This window comes from Pseudomonas sp. AC169 (assembly GCF_979258515.1).
In genome coordinates this window covers 2420545-2440089 of the sequence record NZ_OZ409866.1, presented here as the reverse complement: position 1 = coordinate 2440089, position 19545 = coordinate 2420545, and the positions used below count along the sequence as shown (strand labels likewise).

16 protein-coding genes are annotated in these 19545 nt (G+C 58.1%); 14 read left to right on the top strand and 2 right to left on the bottom strand.

Annotated features, from left to right (window positions below):
* Positions 1-13 precede the first annotated feature (13 nt).
* Together ACZZ0G_RS11165 and tssI are read right to left on the bottom strand one after the other, a co-directional pair.
* Positions 14-685 (bottom strand): DUF2931 family protein, encoded by a 672-nt coding sequence (locus tag ACZZ0G_RS11165; protein WP_463556165.1) that lies wholly within the window; start codon positions 683-685, stop codon positions 14-16.
* Entirely contained in the window at positions 678-4025 is a 3348-nt protein-coding gene (gene tssI / locus ACZZ0G_RS11160) for a type VI secretion system tip protein TssI/VgrG (protein ID WP_463556164.1), read from the bottom strand. Before tssI ends, ACZZ0G_RS11165 begins: the two co-directional genes overlap by 8 nt.
* 715 nt (positions 4026-4740) lie before the next feature.
* Between tssI and tssA the strand changes: the two genes are divergently transcribed.
* The 14 genes from tssA to ACZZ0G_RS11090 all read left to right on the top strand — a co-directional run bounded on the left by tssA (position 4741) and on the right by ACZZ0G_RS11090 (position 19492).
* Complete coding sequence (tssA, locus tag ACZZ0G_RS11155; RefSeq protein ID WP_463398312.1) at positions 4741-6303, top strand: type VI secretion system protein TssA; 1563 nt, start codon at positions 4741-4743, stop codon at positions 6301-6303.
* Between the two features lie 32 nt (positions 6304-6335).
* Entirely contained in the window at positions 6336-6839 is a 504-nt protein-coding gene (gene tssB, locus ACZZ0G_RS11150; protein ID WP_003229587.1) for a type VI secretion system contractile sheath small subunit, read from the top strand.
* A 25-nt stretch (positions 6840-6864) separates the two neighbouring features.
* A complete protein-coding gene (gene tssC, locus ACZZ0G_RS11145; protein WP_007920272.1) occupies positions 6865-8340 on the top strand; it encodes a type VI secretion system contractile sheath large subunit in 1476 nt (491 codons plus the stop codon).
* Between the two features lie 9 nt (positions 8341-8349).
* The gene (gene tssE, locus ACZZ0G_RS11140; RefSeq protein WP_463556163.1) at positions 8350-8757 is read left to right on the top strand and encodes a type VI secretion system baseplate subunit TssE; all 408 of its coding nucleotides are present in this window, start codon (positions 8350-8352) and stop codon (positions 8755-8757) included.
* A gap of 4 nt (positions 8758-8761) precedes the next feature.
* Positions 8762-9208, top strand: a complete 447-nt coding sequence (locus ACZZ0G_RS11135) for a hypothetical protein (RefSeq protein WP_052392120.1) — start codon at positions 8762-8764, stop codon at positions 9206-9208.
* Positions 9209-9219: 11 nt separating this feature from the next.
* Positions 9220-9744, top strand: a complete 525-nt coding sequence (locus ACZZ0G_RS11130; RefSeq protein WP_463398314.1) for a PAAR domain-containing protein — start codon at positions 9220-9222, stop codon at positions 9742-9744.
* A gap of 10 nt (positions 9745-9754) precedes the next feature.
* Positions 9755-10735: a DUF6402 family protein gene (locus tag ACZZ0G_RS11125; RefSeq protein ID WP_463556162.1), complete on the top strand. Its 981-nt coding sequence runs from the start codon at positions 9755-9757 to the stop codon at positions 10733-10735.
* The gene (locus ACZZ0G_RS11120; protein ID WP_163019576.1) at positions 10732-11115 is read left to right on the top strand and encodes a hypothetical protein; all 384 of its coding nucleotides are present in this window, start codon (positions 10732-10734) and stop codon (positions 11113-11115) included. The genes ACZZ0G_RS11125 and ACZZ0G_RS11120 overlap by 4 nt, the downstream gene beginning before the upstream one ends.
* Positions 11116-11184: 69 nt before the next feature.
* Positions 11185-11967 (top strand): hypothetical protein, encoded by a 783-nt coding sequence (locus ACZZ0G_RS11115; protein WP_463556161.1) that lies wholly within the window; start codon positions 11185-11187, stop codon positions 11965-11967.
* A gap of 107 nt (positions 11968-12074) precedes the next feature.
* Entirely contained in the window at positions 12075-12506 is a 432-nt protein-coding gene (locus tag ACZZ0G_RS11110) for a hypothetical protein (protein WP_186620433.1), read from the top strand.
* Positions 12507-12533: 27 nt separating this feature from the next.
* Entirely contained in the window at positions 12534-14321 is a 1788-nt protein-coding gene (tssF, locus tag ACZZ0G_RS11105; protein ID WP_463556160.1) for a type VI secretion system baseplate subunit TssF, read from the top strand.
* A complete protein-coding gene (gene tssG / locus ACZZ0G_RS11100) occupies positions 14285-15292 on the top strand; it encodes a type VI secretion system baseplate subunit TssG (protein WP_397483749.1) in 1008 nt (335 codons plus the stop codon). Before tssF ends, tssG begins: the two co-directional genes overlap by 37 nt.
* 11 nt (positions 15293-15303) lie before the next feature.
* Positions 15304-17961, top strand: a complete 2658-nt coding sequence (tssH, locus tag ACZZ0G_RS11095) for a type VI secretion system ATPase TssH (protein WP_463556159.1) — start codon at positions 15304-15306, stop codon at positions 17959-17961.
* A 10-nt stretch (positions 17962-17971) separates the two neighbouring features.
* Entirely contained in the window at positions 17972-19492 is a 1521-nt protein-coding gene (locus ACZZ0G_RS11090) for a sigma-54 interaction domain-containing protein (protein ID WP_095113199.1), read from the top strand.
* Positions 19493-19545: the final 53 nt, after the last annotated feature.

Sequence of the window (19545 nt, the reverse complement as noted above, 5' to 3'; positions counted from 1 at the left end):
GAGGTAATGCTCCTTACCAGCTCCCGAAGGGAATGCCGAATTTTTCGATGTAGGCTTTAGATTCAGGTGATAGAGACAGTGCGTACCGCCCCTCGTTTTTTCCTTGATACGGGCCTTCCTTCATTACACTCCCTTCGACCCGAGCAATCTCGACAGACTTGAGGCAAGGGCCCCCTAGCCAGACCTTTGCAATACCGCCGGGTGCCAAGCCAATACCCATGTTATCGCGATAATCCGTGATCCATTTGGCGTCAGCCCTGCAGAAAGCTTTTTCCGGCTTACGCATGATTTCCCGAGCCGATTCGGAAATGGTGATGTAAGCCTCATAGGTTTGAGGTTCGGCCAGGGATTGCCATCGTACGTAGATCAAGCGGGGCAGGTCGGCGCCGGTGACATCCCGCCCTGCGCCACTTCCGGGGTTTTCTGGCCACCCTGCGGGCGTGCCTTTGTTATCAACGGGAGTTCTTACCGAAGCAATCCCGGCTCCGGCACGTCGGAATACTCGCTCTCGAATATCCACCACATCGGCGGTTTCAATCCACACCTCCATGTAGTCCGGTGCTCCAAAGCCAAGGAACCATGGCAGCTTGTCCGCAGCCTGGGAGACGTTTAGTCCGCAGCCGGCCACTAATATGCCTAGAAGGAAGTACATCGTTTTCCTGATAGGTCGAGTGAAGTCATTCATGGGGGTGCACCACTCGCTGGTTGTTCTTGGCTGGTCGGTTGATGAAAACAATATTCAAGTTGCTGCTGTTCAAGCCCTTGGCCGCATTCCAGTGAGCAGAAAGATGTATATAGCGGCTACGTAACAATGCCCTTTCTTTGATAGTCAGGCCTTCGACCGGAGACTCGCCCAAGGCGTAGGACTGGAGCTTCCTGTGAATGGGGACCAACTCTTCGGGCAGTTTCAGATTCGGCGTATCTGGGATGGCCTTGAACGGCACATTTGCTCTGACCGCAAGCTCACGCATGATGCGCAGATACACCAGTGACAGCTCGCCATGTACCGGTCGCTCAATGCTGGCCGCCGCGTAAACGCGCTTCTGGGGATCCTGTATGGATCTGCCCCTTTCTGTCGGTTGAGTAACGGCTCTTTCCCAAAATGCCACGCGCAAATGACTGCCCGGGACGTCCTCATCGATGACGCCTTTTGCATACCAGGCAAATGCTTCTTTCTCGGCCGCAACATAGGCCACACTGCGGGTCGCGTCCTTGTCTCGGCTGATAGTGCTGATGATCGGGTTGCTCAGCAGAAGTTTTTCCTTGGCCCTGGGCAAGTAGCCGCCGCCCAGATCCGAGTGAACACCGGGCAAAGCCAGATCGATGTCGCCCAGGCTGTTAAGTGCGAAGTTCTCGCGATATTCATCACGCGCAACCAGATGGACTACTTTGTTGGCGCAACCATCAGGCAGCTTTAAATCGAGACCGTGGTTTCTGCTGTTAGCGCCGGTAAAATCGAGCAGCCATGGGTTGGCGATTGCTGCAACGGTGTCAAACAGACCTATGAAATTAATGCTGATACTTGATTGCGGCTGCCAGTCAAAGGTGCTTGAGAGAGCCGGAGAACCTGCTGGAAGCGCATCCGCAAGAATACTGCGATTGCCTTTGAGAACTTCATTTGCAAAGTGTCGAGCCGCAGCGGCGCCTCGACTGAAGCCGAAAATATCGAATTCGATCTTTTCTATAAGTAGATTGGGGTTCTTATCGAACAGTGAGCGAAATTGGCGAATGATTTTTTCAGGGCTCTGCTCCACACGAGCCGATACGCCAGTCTCTCCTCGGCCTGTCGCTTGTGCGTAAAGTGAGTCACCTGCGTCAGCTGTTGTGCCAATACCTTCGATATACACGCGCAAAGAGGCGTTTCTCGTTTTCTCCGACAGTGTTTCGAAGGAATGATCCGTATACAGCTCATACAGCCGCACAATGTTGCTCACATCATTTCCGTAACTATTGTCCGGCGAACTCCCGTTTCCGTCGTAACCATAGGTGGCGCAGTGCTGCTGGATTTCTTCAGCCGCTTGCGCGAGGTTGGCATCCGGGGCATAGCACGCGGCGACCGTCTCGCTGTTGGCCTTATTGTTCCCGGTGCCATCGAAAAACACGCCGATACGCAAAGTAATTCCCTCCGTCGTCTCATCGTCCAGCTCGACTTCTTCCTCCTCTTCTTCGATCTCGTCCTCTGCACGTGCGGTTACCGCTGGCGCAACGGGTAATGCGCCATCCAGGCCTGGTAGCAGCAGATTGGGCGCTTCACTGTCGTGTGGCTTGCGGCCCGTTTCGATTTCCGTGCTGCTGAAAATGCCGCCCGCATCGATCACGAGGTGATGGCCGCCGGCTTTCAGCGTGATGCTGGCGCCGGCATCCAGCACCACACTGGCGCCGGCCTTCAGATGCACTTGCTGGCCGGCCTCGATGTCGAGAGACTTTCCAGCCTGGGTGTAACTGCTGCCATTGATGGTTTCGCGGCGTTCGTTGCCCACTTCCAGTTGAAGGCTGTTGCCGATTTTCTGCGCCATGTCGCGTTGCGCGCGCAGGTAAATCAGTTCCTGTCCGGCGCGATCTTCAATCGACAGTTCGTTGTAGCCGCCATTGCGCGGCGAGCTTTCGCTGCGCAAGACGGTTTTGGTCTTGTGGTCGGGTAAAGAGTAGGGCGGCGTGGTAACTCTGTTGGCCACACAACCGGTGATCAGCGGTTTGTCCGGGTCACCCTCCAAAAAGGACACCACGACTTCCATGCCGACCCGCGGAATGGTCACAGCTCCAAAATGATCACCGGCCCAACTGCTCGCCACGCGTACCCAGCAACTGCTGCGCTCACTGTTGAGTTCTTTGCGATCCCAAGGAAGTTCGATCTTCACGCGACCTAACTCATCGCAGTAGATCTCTTCGTCTTCGGGGCCGGTAACCCGTGCGGTCTGGATCACCAGCGGGCGGCGTGGTGCTGGCAGTGGAGGCCGGTACACCACCTCTGCGGGGATAACGCTAAAGCGATTTCGATAGCCCTGGGTAAAGCCATCGGCGGTTTTGACGTCGGTGGGGCTGGACTCCTCAAGCACCTGTGGCTGCCGGCCTTCATGGCCGACGCTGAGCAGAAGCCACAGGTCGTTGCACTTTTTACGCGGGTGTCCGGTCAGCTCAAACAGGTGGCCACAACGCAGATTCGTCTGATCGCTTTCGCCGTCGCCCAGTTCGTAATCGCTACGGTGGCGCTCCAGTGCCTGACGGGCAATTTGTTTGCCGCGCCTTTCGTTCTCGATCAGCAGCGGATAGCGGTAGTCCTCAAGCGTTGGAGTGAACCCGGCGGTGAAGCGGCTTTCAAGCAACAGGCTCGGGCGCTTCAGGTCGTAGTCACGGCGGGTGACGGAGCTGGTGCGCGTGCTGTTACGCACACCAAATCGGCTGATCACCTGATGCTCGGCCACCATGCCGGATTCCTGCTTATACGGTGTCGCAGTCAACCTGGGGAGAAACACCTGGTCATCGGTGAACACCAGCAAATGGCCGTCCGCCGAATGCTGGTGATGCCAGGCGATCCCGTCTTCAGCGCACAGCCTCTGGATAAATTCAAAGTCGCTTTCCGCGTACTGAGTGCAATAGTCGCGTGGCGGTTTCGGGGTGACATGAAAGGTGAACGCATCACCTTGAATACCGTGATCCTTGAGCACCTGCGCGATGATCTGCGGCACCGTGCGCTGCTGAAAAATCCGTTGGTCATGGCTGAACTGCAAGTAGTACAACGCCGGCACCAGCGTCAGTTGGTAATCGGTGAGGCGTTTTCCGGCTTCACTCATCCGCACATTTTCAATGCGTCCGTGAATGCCTTCTTGGTTAAACCCGAATTGCAGAAACGCCGGCTGACTGAGCAGACCTTCCAGATCGATATCCGCTCGTTCACTGACCAGTTCGACCCGGATGGCGTACAGGCAGCTGATGGCTTCATCACCATCAAATGCGAGCACCTTGAAGTCGTGGCGAACTCCGGGAATCTGCAGGGTAAAAGGCGCGCAACTGCCCGTGCTGAACATACGCTTGTCCTTAAGCAAAATGAGTCGATGCGCGGTGTTCGATCGTCCCTGATCGCCACGCGTAAAGAATTTGCCAAGGCACGCTAGCTGTGGGGGAAATAAATTGATGTAAGAACCGTCTCTGACATTTGTCAGAGACTTCCGGGTTGTAAGGTGTTGTATGAATTGAAGGAAATGACTGTAGGAGGGAGAGTTCGATAACTATTGAATTAGCACGAATGTGCAGTGTTTCCGGCCTGCTGGAAGTTTCACAAAGTAATTTGCCATCAAATTGATGGCACTTTTTCGGCTGGTCATTGTCCTCGCTAAATTATTCATAGAGACCAATGCATTTTAGGAAGAGTCCTACTTCTATTTTTTTCAAGAGTTGTCATGCTTGCCGCCGTGTATTGGGACGGGCGTAAGGCAGGATGCCCACCCGGTGGGTCGGAGCGCTCTAGCTCAGGGTTTTGGCAGGAGGCAGGGAAATGCGGCAATTATAAATGACACTCAGGGAATCCCTTGCGACATATAGGGCGATCTCCTACAGACCACAATGAACACTTCGTCTTGTTGTTTAATCAGATGCTTGCTAGTGGCCATCATAGTGATTACGATGCGCCCACTTGAAAGAGCACATCTCAATTGGATGAGTCGCACCACCGCTCTTCGATACTGTCCCGCGCCGCGGTTACTCCAATAGGCGCATGACTGTAATCCTTAATAAAGGCCATGGATGTCCTACTCAAGCAAACTTTCCGCCCATTACCTCGAACTCGCAAAAGTGTCTGTTTCCAAAGACAATTTCGCGGGCGAAGACGTTCGTTTTTCGAGCGAATTCGAGGCCCTGGAAAGCGAGCTGGCCAAAGCCTCGTCGATGCACGAAAGCGGGCAGATCGACTGGCTGAAAATCCGTGAAAACAGCGAAAATCTGCTGCGTACTCAATCCAAGGATTTGCGTGTCGGCGCCTGGCTGACCTGGTCGTTGTACCAGCGTGAATCCTTCCCCGGGCTGTTGGCCGGCCTCGGTCTGCTGCACCATCTGTCGGAAAACAACTGGGCCGACGTTCACCCGCTCAAACCCCGCACCCGTGCCGCCGCCATCGGCTGGCTGGTGCCGCGTCTCGAGCAGGTCATCACCGAAAACATTGCGATCAAAGAGCAGTTGCCGATGTTCCGGCAGCTCTCCGAGCACCTGTCCGGCCTCGAAGCGGCTTGCGCTGAGCATCTGGGCGATGACTCGCCGTTGCTGCTGCCGATCTCCCGTCGCCTGAAAACCATGATCCAGCGCGCGGCCGACAACCAGCCGGCCCCCGGTGTGGTCGGTGCGGCGGTGGCGCAGGTCAAACAGGCGGCGAGCCAGTTGCTCACCCCCGGCGCACCGATCGACAACGAGCGCGAGGCGCACAAAGCCCTGCGCGCGCAACAGGAAAGTGCCCGTCCGTTGTGCGCCTGGTGGCTCAAGCAGAAAGCCACCGACCTGCGCGCCCTGCGCCTCAATCGCACACTGCTGTGGATGACCATCGACGCGGTGCCGGAGCGCAACGCCGAGCAGATCACCGTGTTGCGTGGTCTGCCGCTGGAAAAACTCAAGCTCTATCAGGACCGTTTCGATCAGGGCAAGTACGCCGACCTGCTGGTGGAACTGGAGGCGAGCCTGGCGAAGGCGCCGTTCTGGTTCGATGGCCAGAGGATGGTCTGGGAATGTCTCCAGAACCTCAACGCCGAGCTGGCAATGCGCGAAGTGGAAATCCACTTCGCGCTTTTGGTTCAACGGCTGCCCGGTATTGTCGAGTTGCGTTTCCATGACGGCGCGCCGTTTGCCGATCCGTCCACCCGGGCGTGGATCGCCGCCAACGTCATGCCGCACCTGCAAAGCGCCAGTGCGCCGCGCAAGGTCGAAAGCGAAAACGTTGAAACCCAGCCAGCCTGGGAAAAGGCCCTCGAAGAAGTTCTGCCGCTGCTGCGCAAGGAAGGCCTGAAGCCTGCCGTGCAGACGCTCAAGCAAGGCTTGCAGTCGGCCCACGGCGGTCGCGAACGCTTCTTCTGGCAGTTCGCCCTCGCGCGCCTGTGCTTCATGGCCAAGAAATACGAACTGGCCAAGAACCAGCTGGAAACCCTCGATCAGACATTACAGGACTCAGGCCTGCACGCCTGGGAGCCCGATCTTGCATTGGAAGTGCTGCATCTACTGCATAGCTGCTGCGAGTTGTTGCCGCAGAACCATGCCGTACGTGAACGCAAGGAAGAGATTTATCGCAGGCTGTGCCACCTCGATCTCGAAGTGGTACTCGAATAGGCCCCAGGGCCACAACCGCAAGGAGAAAAGCCATGGCCAAAGAAGGCTCGGTAGCCCCCAAGGAACGCATCAACGTCACCTTCAAACCCGCCACCGGCGGTGCTCAGGAAGAGATTGAACTGCCGCTGAAGCTGCTGGCAATCGGTGACTACACCCACCGCAAGGACGATCGCAAAATCGAAGATCGCAAGCCGATCAGCATCGACAAGATGACCTTCGACGAAGTGTTGGCCAAGCAAGAACTGGGTCTGACGCTGAGCGTGCCGAACCGTCTGCAGGAAGATGGCGAGGCCGACGAGCTGGCTGTGCAACTGCGCGTCAATTCGATGAAGGACTTCAACCCGGCCAGCCTGGTCGAGCAAGTGCCTGAGCTGAAAAAACTGATGGAACTGCGCGATGCGCTGGTGGCCCTCAAAGGCCCGCTGGGTAACGCACCTGCGTTCCGTAAAGCGATCGAAGGCGTGCTCGCCGACGACGAATCCCGCGGTCGCGTACTCGGTGAGCTGGGCCTGAACGCCGCAGCCCCGGACGCCTGAGACTCCAGCCAAGGAAGCCAACACAATGAGCACTAGCGCAGCACAAGAGAAGAGCGCCGGCAACGGCGAGTACAGCATTCTCGACAGCATCATCGCCGAAACCCGTCTGACTCCGGACGACGAAGCCTACGACATCGCCAAGCGCGGTGTGTCGGCGTTCATCGAAGAACTGCTCAAGCCGCAGAACAACGGTGAGCCGGTCAAGAAGGCCATGGTTGACCGCATGATCGCCGAGATCGATGCCAAGCTCAGCCGTCAGATGGACGAAATCCTGCACCACCCGGATTTCCAGGCGCTGGAATCGTCGTGGCGTGGTCTGCAGTTGCTGGTCGACCGCACCAACTTCCGCGAAAACATCAAAATCGAAATCCTCAACGTCTCGAAAGAAGACCTGCTGGACGATTTCGAAGATTCGCCGGAAGTCATGCAGTCGGGTCTGTACAAGCACATCTACACCGCTGAATACGGCCAGTTCGGTGGTCAGCCGGTGGGCGCGATCATCGCCAACTACTACATGTCGCCAAGCTCGCCAGACGTGAAGCTGATGCAGTACGTGGCCAGCGTTTCCTGCATGTCCCACGCGCCGTTCATCGCTGCTGCCGGCCCGAAATTCTTCGGTCTGGAAAGCTTCACCGGCCTGCCGGATCTGAAAGATCTGAAAGACCACTTCGAAGGCCCGCAATTCGCCAAATGGCAGAGCTTCCGTACTTCGGAAGACTCCCGTTATGTTGGCCTGACCGTGCCACGTTTCCTGCTGCGTAACCCGTACGACCCGGAAGAAAACCCGGTCAAATCGTTCGTGTACAAGGAAACCGTTGCCAACAGCCACGAGCACTACCTGTGGGGCAACACTGCTTACGCATTCGGTACCAAGCTGACCGACAGCTTCGCCAAATTCCGCTGGTGCCCGAACATCATCGGCCCACAGAGCGGTGGCGCGGTTGAAGATCTGCCTCTGCACCATTTCGAAAGCATGGGCGAAATCGAAACCAAGATTCCTACTGAAGTTCTGGTTTCCGACCGTCGTGAATACGAACTGGCCGAGGAAGGCTTCATTTCCCTGACCATGCGTAAAGGCTCCGACAACGCGGCGTTCTTCTCCGCCAGCTCGGTGCAGAAGCCGAAGTTCTTCGGCATCAGCGCAGAAGGCAAGGCGGCAGAGCTGAACTACAAGCTCGGCACTCAACTGCCGTACATGATGATCGTCAACCGCCTGGCTCACTACTTGAAAGTGCTGCAGCGCGAGCAACTGGGTTCGTGGAAAGAGCGTACCGACCTCGAGCTGGAACTGAACAAGTGGATCCGTCAGTACGTTGCCGACCAGGAAAACCCGAGCGCCGAAGTCCGTGGCCGTCGTCCGCTGCGCGCTGCGCAAGTGATCGTCAGCGACGTTGAAGGCGAGCCGGGCTGGTACCGCGTGAGCTTGAACGTGCGTCCGCACTTCAAGTACATGGGTGCCGATTTCACCCTGTCGCTGGTTGGCAAGCTGGACAAAGAGTAAGAGCGACTCATGGACGGATACGGCAGCCTGTTCGAACGCCTCAATGGCGATGCGGAACTACGCAAGGGCAACAGCCTTGAGGCTTGTGCCATGGCGTCAGTGGCTGCCCATCTGGCCAAAATGCTCAGCACCCGGGCCGGCAGCGTGCAAACGCTGGCCGACTACGGGTTGCCCGATCTCAATGACATGCGTCTGAGCCTGCACGACTCCCTGAGTCAGGCCCGTCTGGCCATCGAAAACTTCATCGAAGCCTACGAGCCGCGCCTGAGCAATGTGCGTGTCATTTCCCTGCCGCGTGACCACGATCAGCTTCGCCTCGCCTTCAGCATCGAAGGCCTGCTGGAAGTTGAAGGGTTCAAGCGTCAGGTCAGTTTTTCCGCGCGCCTGGATGGCAGCGGTCAAGTGAAGGTGAATTAGGACCATGCGAGGGAGCGCCGTGAATCCGGGTGCGTTGGCGAAGTGGGGGCGTGGCGTGTTGCTATTTCTCGCCCTGACGGCTGCTGCCCTGGTTTCAGCTGCCTGTTACGTGAAAACGACGGCGGCACGGCTGGCTCACGAGTACTCCACCGACTGGAACGATGCGGGTACGTGCTTCATCCGCTCCTACATTCCGCAGTATTCGGCCCTCGGCATACCGGGAATGATTTTCAAGCTGTTTGCCAGCGAAGCCTTTTTCCGGGTCTACGCAAAAGACGGCACGTTGCTGAAGTCGTCCGAATGGCTGCTCTGGCAGAACGAGTTCACCACCGATGAACGCTCGCAATGGGTATACGGTCACGCGATCTACCCGACAGTTACGGGTTACGAAGGCTGGAATATTCCAGCGTGTGGTCAAGAAATGAACAGTCCTCAAGCCAAGGTCAACTAAGGAGAACCCCGATGTCTGGCAAACCCGCAGCACGTGTATCCGACCCCACCGCTTGCTCGCTCCCCGGCCACGGCACCAATCCGATCGCCGCCGGTTCCGGCGACGTGTTCTTCGACGGCCTCGCGGCCGCCCGCGAAGGTGATGCCTCCGCGTGTGGTGGTGCGATGGTCGGCGGCTTGGCCACGACGGTAAAAATCAACGGCAAGTCTGCTGTCACTGTTGATTCCATAGGCTCCCACGGCAACAAAGTCACCGCCGGTTCCGGGACGGTGATTATCGGCAATTCGCATTCACCAGCGCCGTTTGTGCCGCCGTTGCCGGTGGAGCTCAGTTGGCCTTTTACCCAGCACTTCGTCGCACGCAATCCGAGAACCGGTGCTCCGGTCGCAAACCGTGCCTACACCCTGAGAACGGCCTCTGGCAAAGAGATCAAGGGCGTTACTGATGCACAGGGTAAAACGGCGCCGATTGCTTCCAATTTGGCTGAAAGCGTCACGCTTACCTTCGAACCGCAGTCTTCGCTCGTGATTGCATAGGGTTTATGACATGACCGCACCGGCACCACTCACGACCCAGCTCACGCCTTCTTCTGACAAGACGCCAGTAGAAGTGCCCGTGGACGAATTCCAGATCACAGATATTCCTGGCGCGATGAGAAAAATGGGCTGGGTGCAGGCCGCTCGACTGATGCAGCGCTGGTTCGATGGCAAGCCTTACGAAATGACTATCGACGAAAAAGAAGGGCGTCTTGACGTTAAACAACTCACTCCAGAAAAACTGTTTGATGATCTGGAGTTCGATTGGTTGAACAGTGCGTCACCGCACACAGGTGAAGATGTAAAAGCGTTGCTCGAAAAAGCAGCGTATGCCAGTCAGTACAACGAGCTGATCGGGCGTGCCAAAGGATTGAATCAACTGGCGCCTGGTCTTTTGCAGTTTATGACGCGTCTGAGAGATCTCGGGATTCTTGATCAGGCAAGCATGGATCTGAAAACAGGCGAATATGATTTCAGTTCTATGAGCGCCCAAGAGTTGGAAGTAACATCGCAGTACAATCGCAGGTCTATCGGAACTGATAAGTGGGCAAGAATTACTGATCCACTGGATGATGTTTACGGAACTTTGGGTGGGTTTTCCGTAAAGTTTGCTGTTGCCAAATTTTCAACGGTTTCGAAAACCAAAAAAACACCGGCCACTTTGCATATCGAAGAAATTGGTTGCTACATACGTGATACGTATGAGTTTTTGAATGACAGCAGTAATAATCAGCCGCTTGGATACTGGAGCTTTGAAAGTGGCGTGAAAGGATTTAGTGCGTTGGGTCGAGATACATTTGAGGCCGATGGCCAGTTGTATCACAAGGTAACTAACGATAGCTTCAATCAGTACCGTGCTCTACATGGTAAAGGTGGCGATTTGTTTGTTTATTCAACCGTGAAGAAATTGCCAACATCCATTGACTTTCGTTTCATGAGTGCCGATTTCGGTGAGTTCGTGGCGAGGGCAAAGCCGATGGTAGCGTCATGATCAGTGCTAACAGAAAACGAGGCGTTTATCTGCTGCTGGCTGTGTCATTGCTTCTGGCGATGCTTCTCGCGCTAAAAGTTCACAGTTCTCTGGTTGCAAAGCCATTAAAAACTTATGTGAGTGAATCTGGTAAATGCTACATCGCCAGATATGCAGCTGATTATGGATTTTTGGGAATCGCAGGAAGTTTGTTAGAGCTTTTCAGCAGTCAATCCTTCTATCGGGTCTATTCAATGGATGGGGAACTTCTAAAAACATCTGAGTGGTATCTATGGATGCGAGAGGGAGATCCAGGGGCTGCCCCGGAATTTCATGGCGAGATGATCTTGTATCCGGGTTCTGAAGGCTGGGAAAGTTGGATAATTCCAGAATGTCGGTAATAGGTTTTTTTGGGGCTGAAGGCACGTCCTCATTCCAGAGTGCCGATAAAGCCATGACCGGAGTTGCACATGAATAGCCGTCACGCCATCGGTCTGGCTGTGCACTCGCTAGCCTGTGTGATTTATATCGTTATGAATGGCTATGCGGTTCCTGCCTATAAACAACTGGTCGGTGGATTGACCTCGCACGGTGTCGCCATCGGCATGGCGATGTATCTGATTTTCTATTTTTTCGTTTTCATGAATTTGATTTTGGTCTTCATCCAGCGTCAAGCCATCCAGTTTGGCCTGGTAGTTTTGATGATGTTGACGATTCTGTTTTATCTGCTGCCGCAGTACCCCATTCGTGGCTTGGCCTATTGCGCGCTTACAGGTGGTTTGACGGTTTGCGCCATCCTGCTGACCAACGTCATCCACACGGCTTATACCCGCTGGCGCAAGCACGCGGCACTGCAACCGCTGGAGGCTCAGAAACGTCTAGCATTGCCGCGACTGTTGCTGGCTCCGGCGCTGACCGGTGTGTCCATATGCACCGTCTTGCTGGGGTTGAAGATTTTCGGTGGCTTAACGGCGCAGGCCTTGGCGCGACACTGGAGCGAGTCGGGCGAGTGCTACCTCATCACATACGCACCCGGTTATCCCAAGCTGGGATTGATCGGGCAAGTGTTTGGGATGTTCAGCAGCGGGTACTTTTTTCGGGTGTACACCAAGGACGGCGCGTTGCTCGAATCCTCGGAATGGAATTTCCGGGTGACTGAAATTTTTGCAGTTGCTCCCGAATTCAACGGCTCGACAGTGCTGTATCCCGGCACGCAAGGCTACGAAGACTGGTGGGTGCCGGAATGCGCCTGATCGCCAGAAGCTCTCTCATGCAGAAAACACACGGTATGCAGCATGACGCAATGGATGCGTGTGTTTTCGAGGATGGAGGCTTGCCCGTGATAGGTGTATCGAACGAGATGGCCCTGCTCAGTCGCGCGCAACTCAGTTTTTTCATGGGAGCCTTGTGGACGCCATTCTTGGCTATGCTGGCGTTTTCATCCTATGGCCTGTGGATTGGCGAGTATTCGACATTCGACTCGTCCGAGACCCACTGGGTGTATCTGTTGTGGTTCGGCATGCCCGGGTTGCTGTTGTTTGCGCTATGGGGCTCGCGGGCCGCGAAGAGCCGCAATGAGCAGCAGGCGCTGCGAATGGTCTGGCTGGCGCCGTTGAAAATCATCCCTTTCTACGCGGTGCCCTGGATGCTTTATGGCTTGTGCAGCCTGGTCGCCGGGCCATTCGACAATGCTTTCATGGCCTACGGATGGATCCTGCTCGTGCCCTACCTCCTGATCGCCGGTTACTTCTGTGCCGGTCTGACGGTCGCGCTCTACAGGATATTTTTTTGATGAGTTCCACTACCAGGCAGGTAACCCGTGTCCTTTAACCACTACTACCAAAGCGAACTCACCGCACTGCGCCAACTCGGTCGCCGTTTCGCCGAGCGTAGTCCGGCGCTGGCACCGTATCTGGGGCAGGCCGGGCGGGATCCGGATGTGGAGCGGTTGCTCGAAGGCTTTGCGTTTCTGACTGGGCGTCTGCGCCAGAAGCTCGATGACGAGCTGCCGGAACTCAGCCATTCGCTGATGCAATTGCTGTGGCCCAACTACATGCGCCCGCTGCCGGCGTTCAGCATTTTGCAGTTTGATCCGCTCAAGCGCTCCGGGCCGGCGTTGCGCGTCGAGCGCGATACGCCGATTGAAAGCAAGCCGATCGAAGACGTGCGCTGCCGCTTCCGCACCTGCTACCCGACTGACGTGCTGCCGCTGGATCTGGCTGCGCTGAATTACTCGGTGAAGGGCGACGGCTCGCTGCTCAGCCTGCGTCTGGAAATGAGTGCCGACGGTCACCTCGGTGAGCTGGAACTGAGCAAGCTGCGTCTGCACTTTGCTGGCGAGCGCTACATCAGCCAGATGCTTTACCTGAGCCTGCTGCGTAATCTCGAAGGCATCGAACTGATCCCGCTCGACGGTGCCGGCAAACCTATCGATGGCGTCAGCGGCAAACCGATGGCGTTCAAGATTCCCGGTGATCGGGTCAAACCGGTGGGCTTTGCCGAAGAAGAAGCGTTGATCCCGTATCCGTTGAACACCTTCCGGGGCTATCGCTACCTGCAGGAATACTTCGCCTTCCAGGACAAGTTCCTGTTCGTCGACGTCAACGGTCTGGACATCATCAACGCGCTGCCGGAAGACACGCTCAAGCAGATGCGCGGCCTGGAATTGCGCTTTGATATCCGCAAGAGCGGCATCATGCGCATGCGGCCGACCCTGGATAACGTGAAGCTGTTCTGCACGCCGATTGCCAACCTGTTCGCCCACGACGCGCTGCCGATTCGCCTCGACGGCAAACAGGACGAATACCTGTTGCTGCCGGCGGAATTCGATCTGGAAAACTGCGGCGTGTTCTCGGTGGAAACCGTGACCGGCTGGAAGCCCGGCGGTCTCGGTTATCAGGAATATGTGCCGTTCGAATCCTTCGAGCACGACCCGAGTTTCGACGTGCCCAACAGCCGTCCGCATTACAGCATCCGCCAGCGTTCGTCGTTGTTGCACGACGGCCTCGACACTTACCTGAGCTTCGGCATTCGTCACACCGAAGCCCACGAAACCCTGTCGATCGAGCTGATCTGCACCAACCAGAACCTGCCGCGCAAGCTCAAGCTTGGCGACATCTGCATGGCCTGCGAAGAGACGCCGGAGTTCCTCAGTTTCCGCAACATCACCCCGGCCACTTCCAGCTTCGCGCCGCCGCTGAACCGTGACTTCCTGTGGAAGCTGATCAGCAACATGTCGCTTAACTATCTGTCGCTGGCCGACGTCAATGCGCTGAAGGTGATTCTCGAAACCTACGACTTGCCGCGCTACTACGACCAGCACGCGGAGAAGGTCAGCAAACGCCTGCTCGGCGGCCTCAAGCACATCAAGCATCACCACGTCGACCGCTTGCACCGTGGGTTGCCGGTGCGCGGTTTGCGCACCGAACTCACCATCGACCCGGAAGGGTACATCGGCGAAGGCGACCTGTTCGTTTTCGCTTCGGTTCTTAACGAGTTTTTCGCGCTTTACGCCAGTCTCAATTCATTCCATGAGCTGCGCGTAAAAAGCACACAGGGAGAGGTGTACCAATGGACACCACGTATGGGCCTGCAGCCCCTGCTTTAAGCGGGCTGACCAAGGTAATACGCGAGTACTCGCTGTTTCAGGCCGTGCTGCTGGTGATCGACCGGCTGCGCGAGGCACACCCGCACCTGAGCGAAGACGATCTGTACGACCACGTCGAGTTCCAGGCCAACCCGAGCCTGGGCTTTCCGCGCAGCGACGTCGATCGCGTGGAGTTTTTCGAAGAACACGGGCAGATGCGCGCGCGCATGCGTTTCAACCTGATCGGCCTGGTCGGCTCGGGTTCGCCGTTGCCGGCGTTCTACGGCGAACAAGCCCTGGGCGACAGCGAGGACGGCAACCCGACGCGCAACTTCCTCGACCTGTTCCATCATCGCTTGCAACGGCTGATGCTGCCGATCTGGCGCAAGTACCGCTACCGCGCGAGTTTCCAGAGCGGCGCGCTCGATCCGTTCTCGTCGCAGCTGTTTGCGCTGATCGGCTTGGGCGGCGACGAGATCCGCAAGGCCAAGGAACTCAACTGGAAGCGCTTGCTGCCGTACCTCGGCTTGCTCAGCTTGCGGGCGCACTCGGCAGCGTTGATCGAAGCCGTGCTGCGTTACTACTTCAAGCACGAAGACCTGGTCATCGAGCAGTGCATCGAGCGCCGCGTAGAAATTCTCGAAGAGCAGCGCAATCGTTTGGGCCGCGCCAACAGCCTGCTCGGCGAAGACCTTGTGCTCGGCGAACACGTGCGCGACCGCAGCGGTAAATTCCGCATTCACATCACCGAACTCGACTGGCAGCGATTCCATGAATTCCTGCCGATCGGTTTCGGTTACCAGCCGCTCTGCGCGCTGGTGCGGTTCACCCTGCGTGACCCGCTCGATTACGACATCCGCCTGGTGTTGCGCCAGGAAGAAATCCGCGAACTGCGCATCGGTGAGCAGAACGCCTGTCGCCTCGGTTGGACCAGTTGGCTGGGCCGCGAAAAAGCGGACGGCGTGGTGACCCTGGGCAGCAAAATTCATTAAGGACGTGAGCCATGATCAACGTAGACCTGCAACAACTCATCCAGGCGCTGGACGCCGAAACCCGTCGTGATCTGGAACGTTCGGCCGAGCGTTGCGTGGCCCGTGGCGGCAGCAAGATCCTCGTCGAAGACCTAATGCTCGGCCTGCTCGAGCGTCCGAACGGTTTGCTGTCGCGCGCGCTGCAGGATGCAGACGTCGACGCCGGTGAACTCAGCGCCGCGCTGCAATCGCGGGTCGAGCACAGCGCCTCGCGCAATCCGGTGTTCGCCCCGGAACTGGTGCAGTGGCTGCAAGATGCGCTGCTGGTGGCCAATCTCGAACTGGGCCAGACCCAGGTCGAAGACGCCGCGCTGATCCTTGCGCTGCTGCGCAACCCGATGCGTTACGCCGGCAGCCGTTATCAGCCGCTACTTGCCAAACTGAACATCGATCGCCTGAAGGAATTTGCCCTGTCGCAACAGGAGCAACCGGCTGCCAACGGCAAACCAGCCGCGCAGGGCGAATCGCTGTTGCAGCGCTTCACCCACAACCTGACCCAGCAGGCCCGCGACGGCAAACTCGACCCGGTGCTGTGCCGTGACGGCGCGATCCGCCAGATGGTCGACATCCTTGCTCGTCGCCGCAAAAACAACCCGATCGTGGTCGGTGAGGCCGGTGTCGGCAAGACCGCCATCGTTGAAGGTCTGGCGTCGCGCATCGCCGCCGGTGAAGTGCCGCAAGTGCTCAAGGGCGTTGAACTGCTGTCGCTGGACATGGGCCTGTTGCAGGCCGGCGCCAGCGTCAAAGGTGAATTCGAACGTCGCCTCAAAGGCGTGATCGACGAAGTCAAAGCCTCGCCGAAACCGATCATTCTGTTTATCGACGAAGCCCACACCCTGATCGGCGCGGGCGGCAATGCCGGCGGTTCCGATGCGGCCAACCTGCTGAAGCCAGCGCTGGCCCGTGGTGAACTGCGTACCATCGCGGCAACCACGTGGGCGGAGTACAAGAAATACTTCGAGAAAGACCCGGCGCTGGCCCGTCGTTTCCAGCCGGTGCAACTGCACGAACCGACCGTCAGCGAAGCGGTGACCATCCTCCGTGGTCTGGCCCAGGTTTACGAGAAGAGCCACGGCATCTATCTGCGTGATGACGCGGTGGTCTCGGCCGCTGAACTGTCCGCACGTTATCTGGCTGGCCGGCAACTGCCGGACAAAGCCGTCGACGTACTCGACACCGCGTGCGCCCGCGTACGCATCAGCCTCGCCGCCGCCCCGGAAAGCCTTGAGCGCCTGCGTGGCGAACTGGCTGAAGGTGGCCGTCAGCGCCAAGCCCTGCGCCGCGATGCCGAGGCCGGCCTGCTGATCGATCACGAAGCGCTGGATGCACTGGAAGCACGTCTCGACGAAGCCGAAGACGAAATGGTTGCGCTGGAAACCCTGTGGACTGAGCAGAAGCAACTGGCCGAGCGCCTGCTGGATCTGCGTCAGCAACTGGCCAAGGCTCGCGAAGCTGCGGCGGTCGAGCCGACCGTCAGTGTTGAAGAAGACGCCGAAGGCACCGTGATCGAAACCATCGCTGCCGAGGTGGAAGAAGGCCAGAGCGTCGAAGCGCTGGAAGCCCAGCTCAACGAAACCCACAGCGCGCTGACTGCGGCCCAGGTCAAAGAACGTCTGGTCAGCTTCGAAGTGTGCCCGCGTCTGGTCGCCGAAGTGATCAGCGCCTGGACCGGCGTGCCATTGGCGCAACTGGCCCGCGAACACAACGCCAAAGTCGCCAGCTTCGCCACCGACCTGCGCACGCGCATCCGTGGTCAGGAACAAGCCGTGCACGCACTGGACCGCTCGATGCGCGCCACCGCTGCCGGCCTGAACAAACCGGACGCACCGGTCGGCGTATTTCTGCTGGTCGGCCCGAGCGGCGTCGGTAAAACCGAAACTGCGTTGGCCCTCGCTGACTTGCTGTACGGCGGTGATCGTTTCATCACCACCATCAACATGTCCGAGTTCCAGGAGAAACACACCGTTTCTCGTCTGATCGGCGCGCCACCGGGCTACGTCGGCTACGGCGAGGGCGGCATGCTCACCGAAGCCGTGCGGCAGAAACCGTACTCGGTGGTGCTGCTCGATGAAGTCGAGAAGGCTGACCCGGACGTGCTCAACCTTTTCTACCAAATCTTCGACAAAGGCGTGGCCAACGACGGCGAAGGTCGTGAGATCGACTTCCGCAACACGTTGATCCTGATGACCTCGAACCTCGGTAGCGACCGCATCAGCGACCTCTGCGAAAACGGCGCACGCCCGACCGCCGAAGTCCTCGAAGAAACCATTCGCCCGGTCCTCAGCAAACACTTCAAACCGGCGCTGCTGGCGCGGATGAAAGTGGTGCCGTACTACCCGGTCGGCGGCCCGGTATTGCGCGAGCTGATCGAGATCAAACTCGGTCGCCTCGGCGAACGCCTGAACCGTCGTCAGCTGGATTTCAGCTGGTGCCAGAACCTCGTCGATCACCTGTCCGAGCGTTGCACGCAGAGCGACAGCGGTGCGCGCCTGATCGACCATTTGCTCGATCAGCACGTGCTGCCGCTGGTGGCGGATCGTCTGCTCGACGCCATGGCCACAGGCGAAAGCCTCAAGCGTGTGCATGCCACGCTCGACGGTGAAGCCAGCGTGACGTGCGAGTTCGCCTGAGGTGGGTGTGATGTTCACTCAGGTGCCGCAGCCACTGGTCTATGCCGAAGCGTTGCTGGCGCAGTTCGCCAGTCTGTCGCGTGCGGCGGACGGTGCTGCGTTGCTGGGTGACTTCGTGCGCGGTCTGGCCGAGCTGAGTGGCTGCGAATTGACGCAGCTGTATCTGCTCGACGCCACCCACACCTGCCTGGGGATGAACGCCGAATGCCTCGACGGCGCCTTGCAACCGCGCGAAGCGGCGAGCCTGCCGGCGGATTACAACGGTGAACAACTGCTGCAATTCGCCCTGTGCCAGAACCGCGTGGTGTGCCTCGACGACTTGAGCGGCAGCCTGCACGAAACCAGTTTCCTTCCGGCGGCGACCTCGCCGTGGCAGTCGCTGCTGTGCGTGCCACTGGTCAATCAGCACAAAGCTGTTGAAGGTTTGCTGCTGTGCGCCAGCCGTCGTCGTACCCACCTGCAAGGCTTCGCCGATTCCCTCGGCCAGCTCGGCTCGTTCGTGCTTGGCCAGTTGCATTTGTTGCAACGCCTGCGTCAGCCGCTGGCGGAATCGGCAACAGTGGCGCGCAGCGTGCCGAGCATCAGTGGGTATGGGCTGATCGGCAAAAGCGCGGCGATGCGCCAGACCCATTCGCTGATCAGCAAAGTCCTGCACAGCCCGTACACCGTGTTGTTGCGCGGCGAAACCGGTACTGGCAAGGAAGTCGTCGCGCGGGCGATTCACGATTGCGGCCCGCGTCGTTCTCAGGCGTTCATCGTGCAGAACTGCGCGGCGGTTCCGGAAAATCTGCTGGAAAGCGAGCTGTTCGGCTATCGCAAAGGCGCCTTCACCGGCGCCGATCGCGACCGCGCCGGCCTGTTCGATGCGGCCAATGGCGGCACGCTGTTGCTCGACGAAATCGGCGACATGCCGCTGTCGTTGCAGGCGAAGATCTTACGTGTGTTGCAGGAAGGCGAGATCCGTCCGCTGGGTTCCAACGATACGCACAAGATTGATGTGCGCATCATCGCCGCGACCCACCGCGATCTGTCGACGCTGGTCAGCGAAGGCAAATTCCGCGAGGACTTGTATTACCGCCTCGCGCAATTCCCGATCGAGCTGCCGGCGCTGCGTCAGCGCGAAGGCGACATCCTCGAACTGGCCCAGCACTTCGCCGAGAAGACCTGCACGTATTTGCAGCGCGATCCGGTGCGTTGGTCGAGCGCGGCGTTGGAACATTTGTCCGGCTACAACTTCCCCGGCAATGTGCGTGAACTCAAGGCTTTGGTCGAACGCGCGGTGTTGCTGTGCGAAGGCGGCGAGTTGCTTGCCGAGCATTTCTCCCTGCGCATGGAGGCAATGCCGGAAGACAACAGCCACCTGAATTTGCGCGAGCGTCTGGAGCAGGTCGAACGCACGTTATTGCTCGACTGCCTGCGCAAGAACGACGGCAACCAGACCCTCGCCGCCCGCGAACTGGGCCTGCCACGGCGCACGCTGCTGTATCGCCTCGGTCGCCTGAACATCAATCTGGGAGATTTCGATGGGTAGGCAAAAGGTCATCGATTTTCCCGCAAAACCCCATTTCAGCGCCGCCCGCAAGG

Bases quoted from the DNA above. Each gene is read 5' to 3' on its own strand.
- tssA (WP_463398312.1), top strand. From the start codon at position 4,741: ATGTCCTACTCAAGCAAACTTTCCGCCCATTACCTCGAACTCGCAAAA.
- ACZZ0G_RS11115 (WP_463556161.1), top strand. From the start codon at position 11,185: ATGAATAGCCGTCACGCCATCGGTCTGGCTGTGCACTCGCTAGCCTGT.
- tssI (WP_463556164.1), bottom strand. From the start codon at position 4,025: ATGTTCAGCACGGGCAGTTGCGCGCCTTTTACCCTGCAGATTCCCGGA.
- ACZZ0G_RS11125 (WP_463556162.1), top strand. From the start codon at position 9,755: ATGACCGCACCGGCACCACTCACGACCCAGCTCACGCCTTCTTCTGAC.
- ACZZ0G_RS11120 (WP_163019576.1), top strand. From the start codon at position 10,732: ATGATCAGTGCTAACAGAAAACGAGGCGTTTATCTGCTGCTGGCTGTG.
- ACZZ0G_RS11165 (WP_463556165.1), bottom strand. From the start codon at position 685: ATGAATGACTTCACTCGACCTATCAGGAAAACGATGTACTTCCTTCTA.
- ACZZ0G_RS11110 (WP_186620433.1), top strand. From the start codon at position 12,075: ATGGCCCTGCTCAGTCGCGCGCAACTCAGTTTTTTCATGGGAGCCTTG.
- ACZZ0G_RS11135 (WP_052392120.1), top strand. From the start codon at position 8,762: ATGCGAGGGAGCGCCGTGAATCCGGGTGCGTTGGCGAAGTGGGGGCGT.
- ACZZ0G_RS11130 (WP_463398314.1), top strand. From the start codon at position 9,220: ATGTCTGGCAAACCCGCAGCACGTGTATCCGACCCCACCGCTTGCTCG.
- ACZZ0G_RS11090 (WP_095113199.1), top strand. From the start codon at position 17,972: ATGTTCACTCAGGTGCCGCAGCCACTGGTCTATGCCGAAGCGTTGCTG.
- tssH (WP_463556159.1), top strand. From the start codon at position 15,304: ATGATCAACGTAGACCTGCAACAACTCATCCAGGCGCTGGACGCCGAA.
- tssB (WP_003229587.1), top strand. From the start codon at position 6,336: ATGGCCAAAGAAGGCTCGGTAGCCCCCAAGGAACGCATCAACGTCACC.
- tssG (WP_397483749.1), top strand. From the start codon at position 14,285: ATGGACACCACGTATGGGCCTGCAGCCCCTGCTTTAAGCGGGCTGACC.
- tssC (WP_007920272.1), top strand. From the start codon at position 6,865: ATGAGCACTAGCGCAGCACAAGAGAAGAGCGCCGGCAACGGCGAGTAC.
- tssE (WP_463556163.1), top strand. From the start codon at position 8,350: ATGGACGGATACGGCAGCCTGTTCGAACGCCTCAATGGCGATGCGGAA.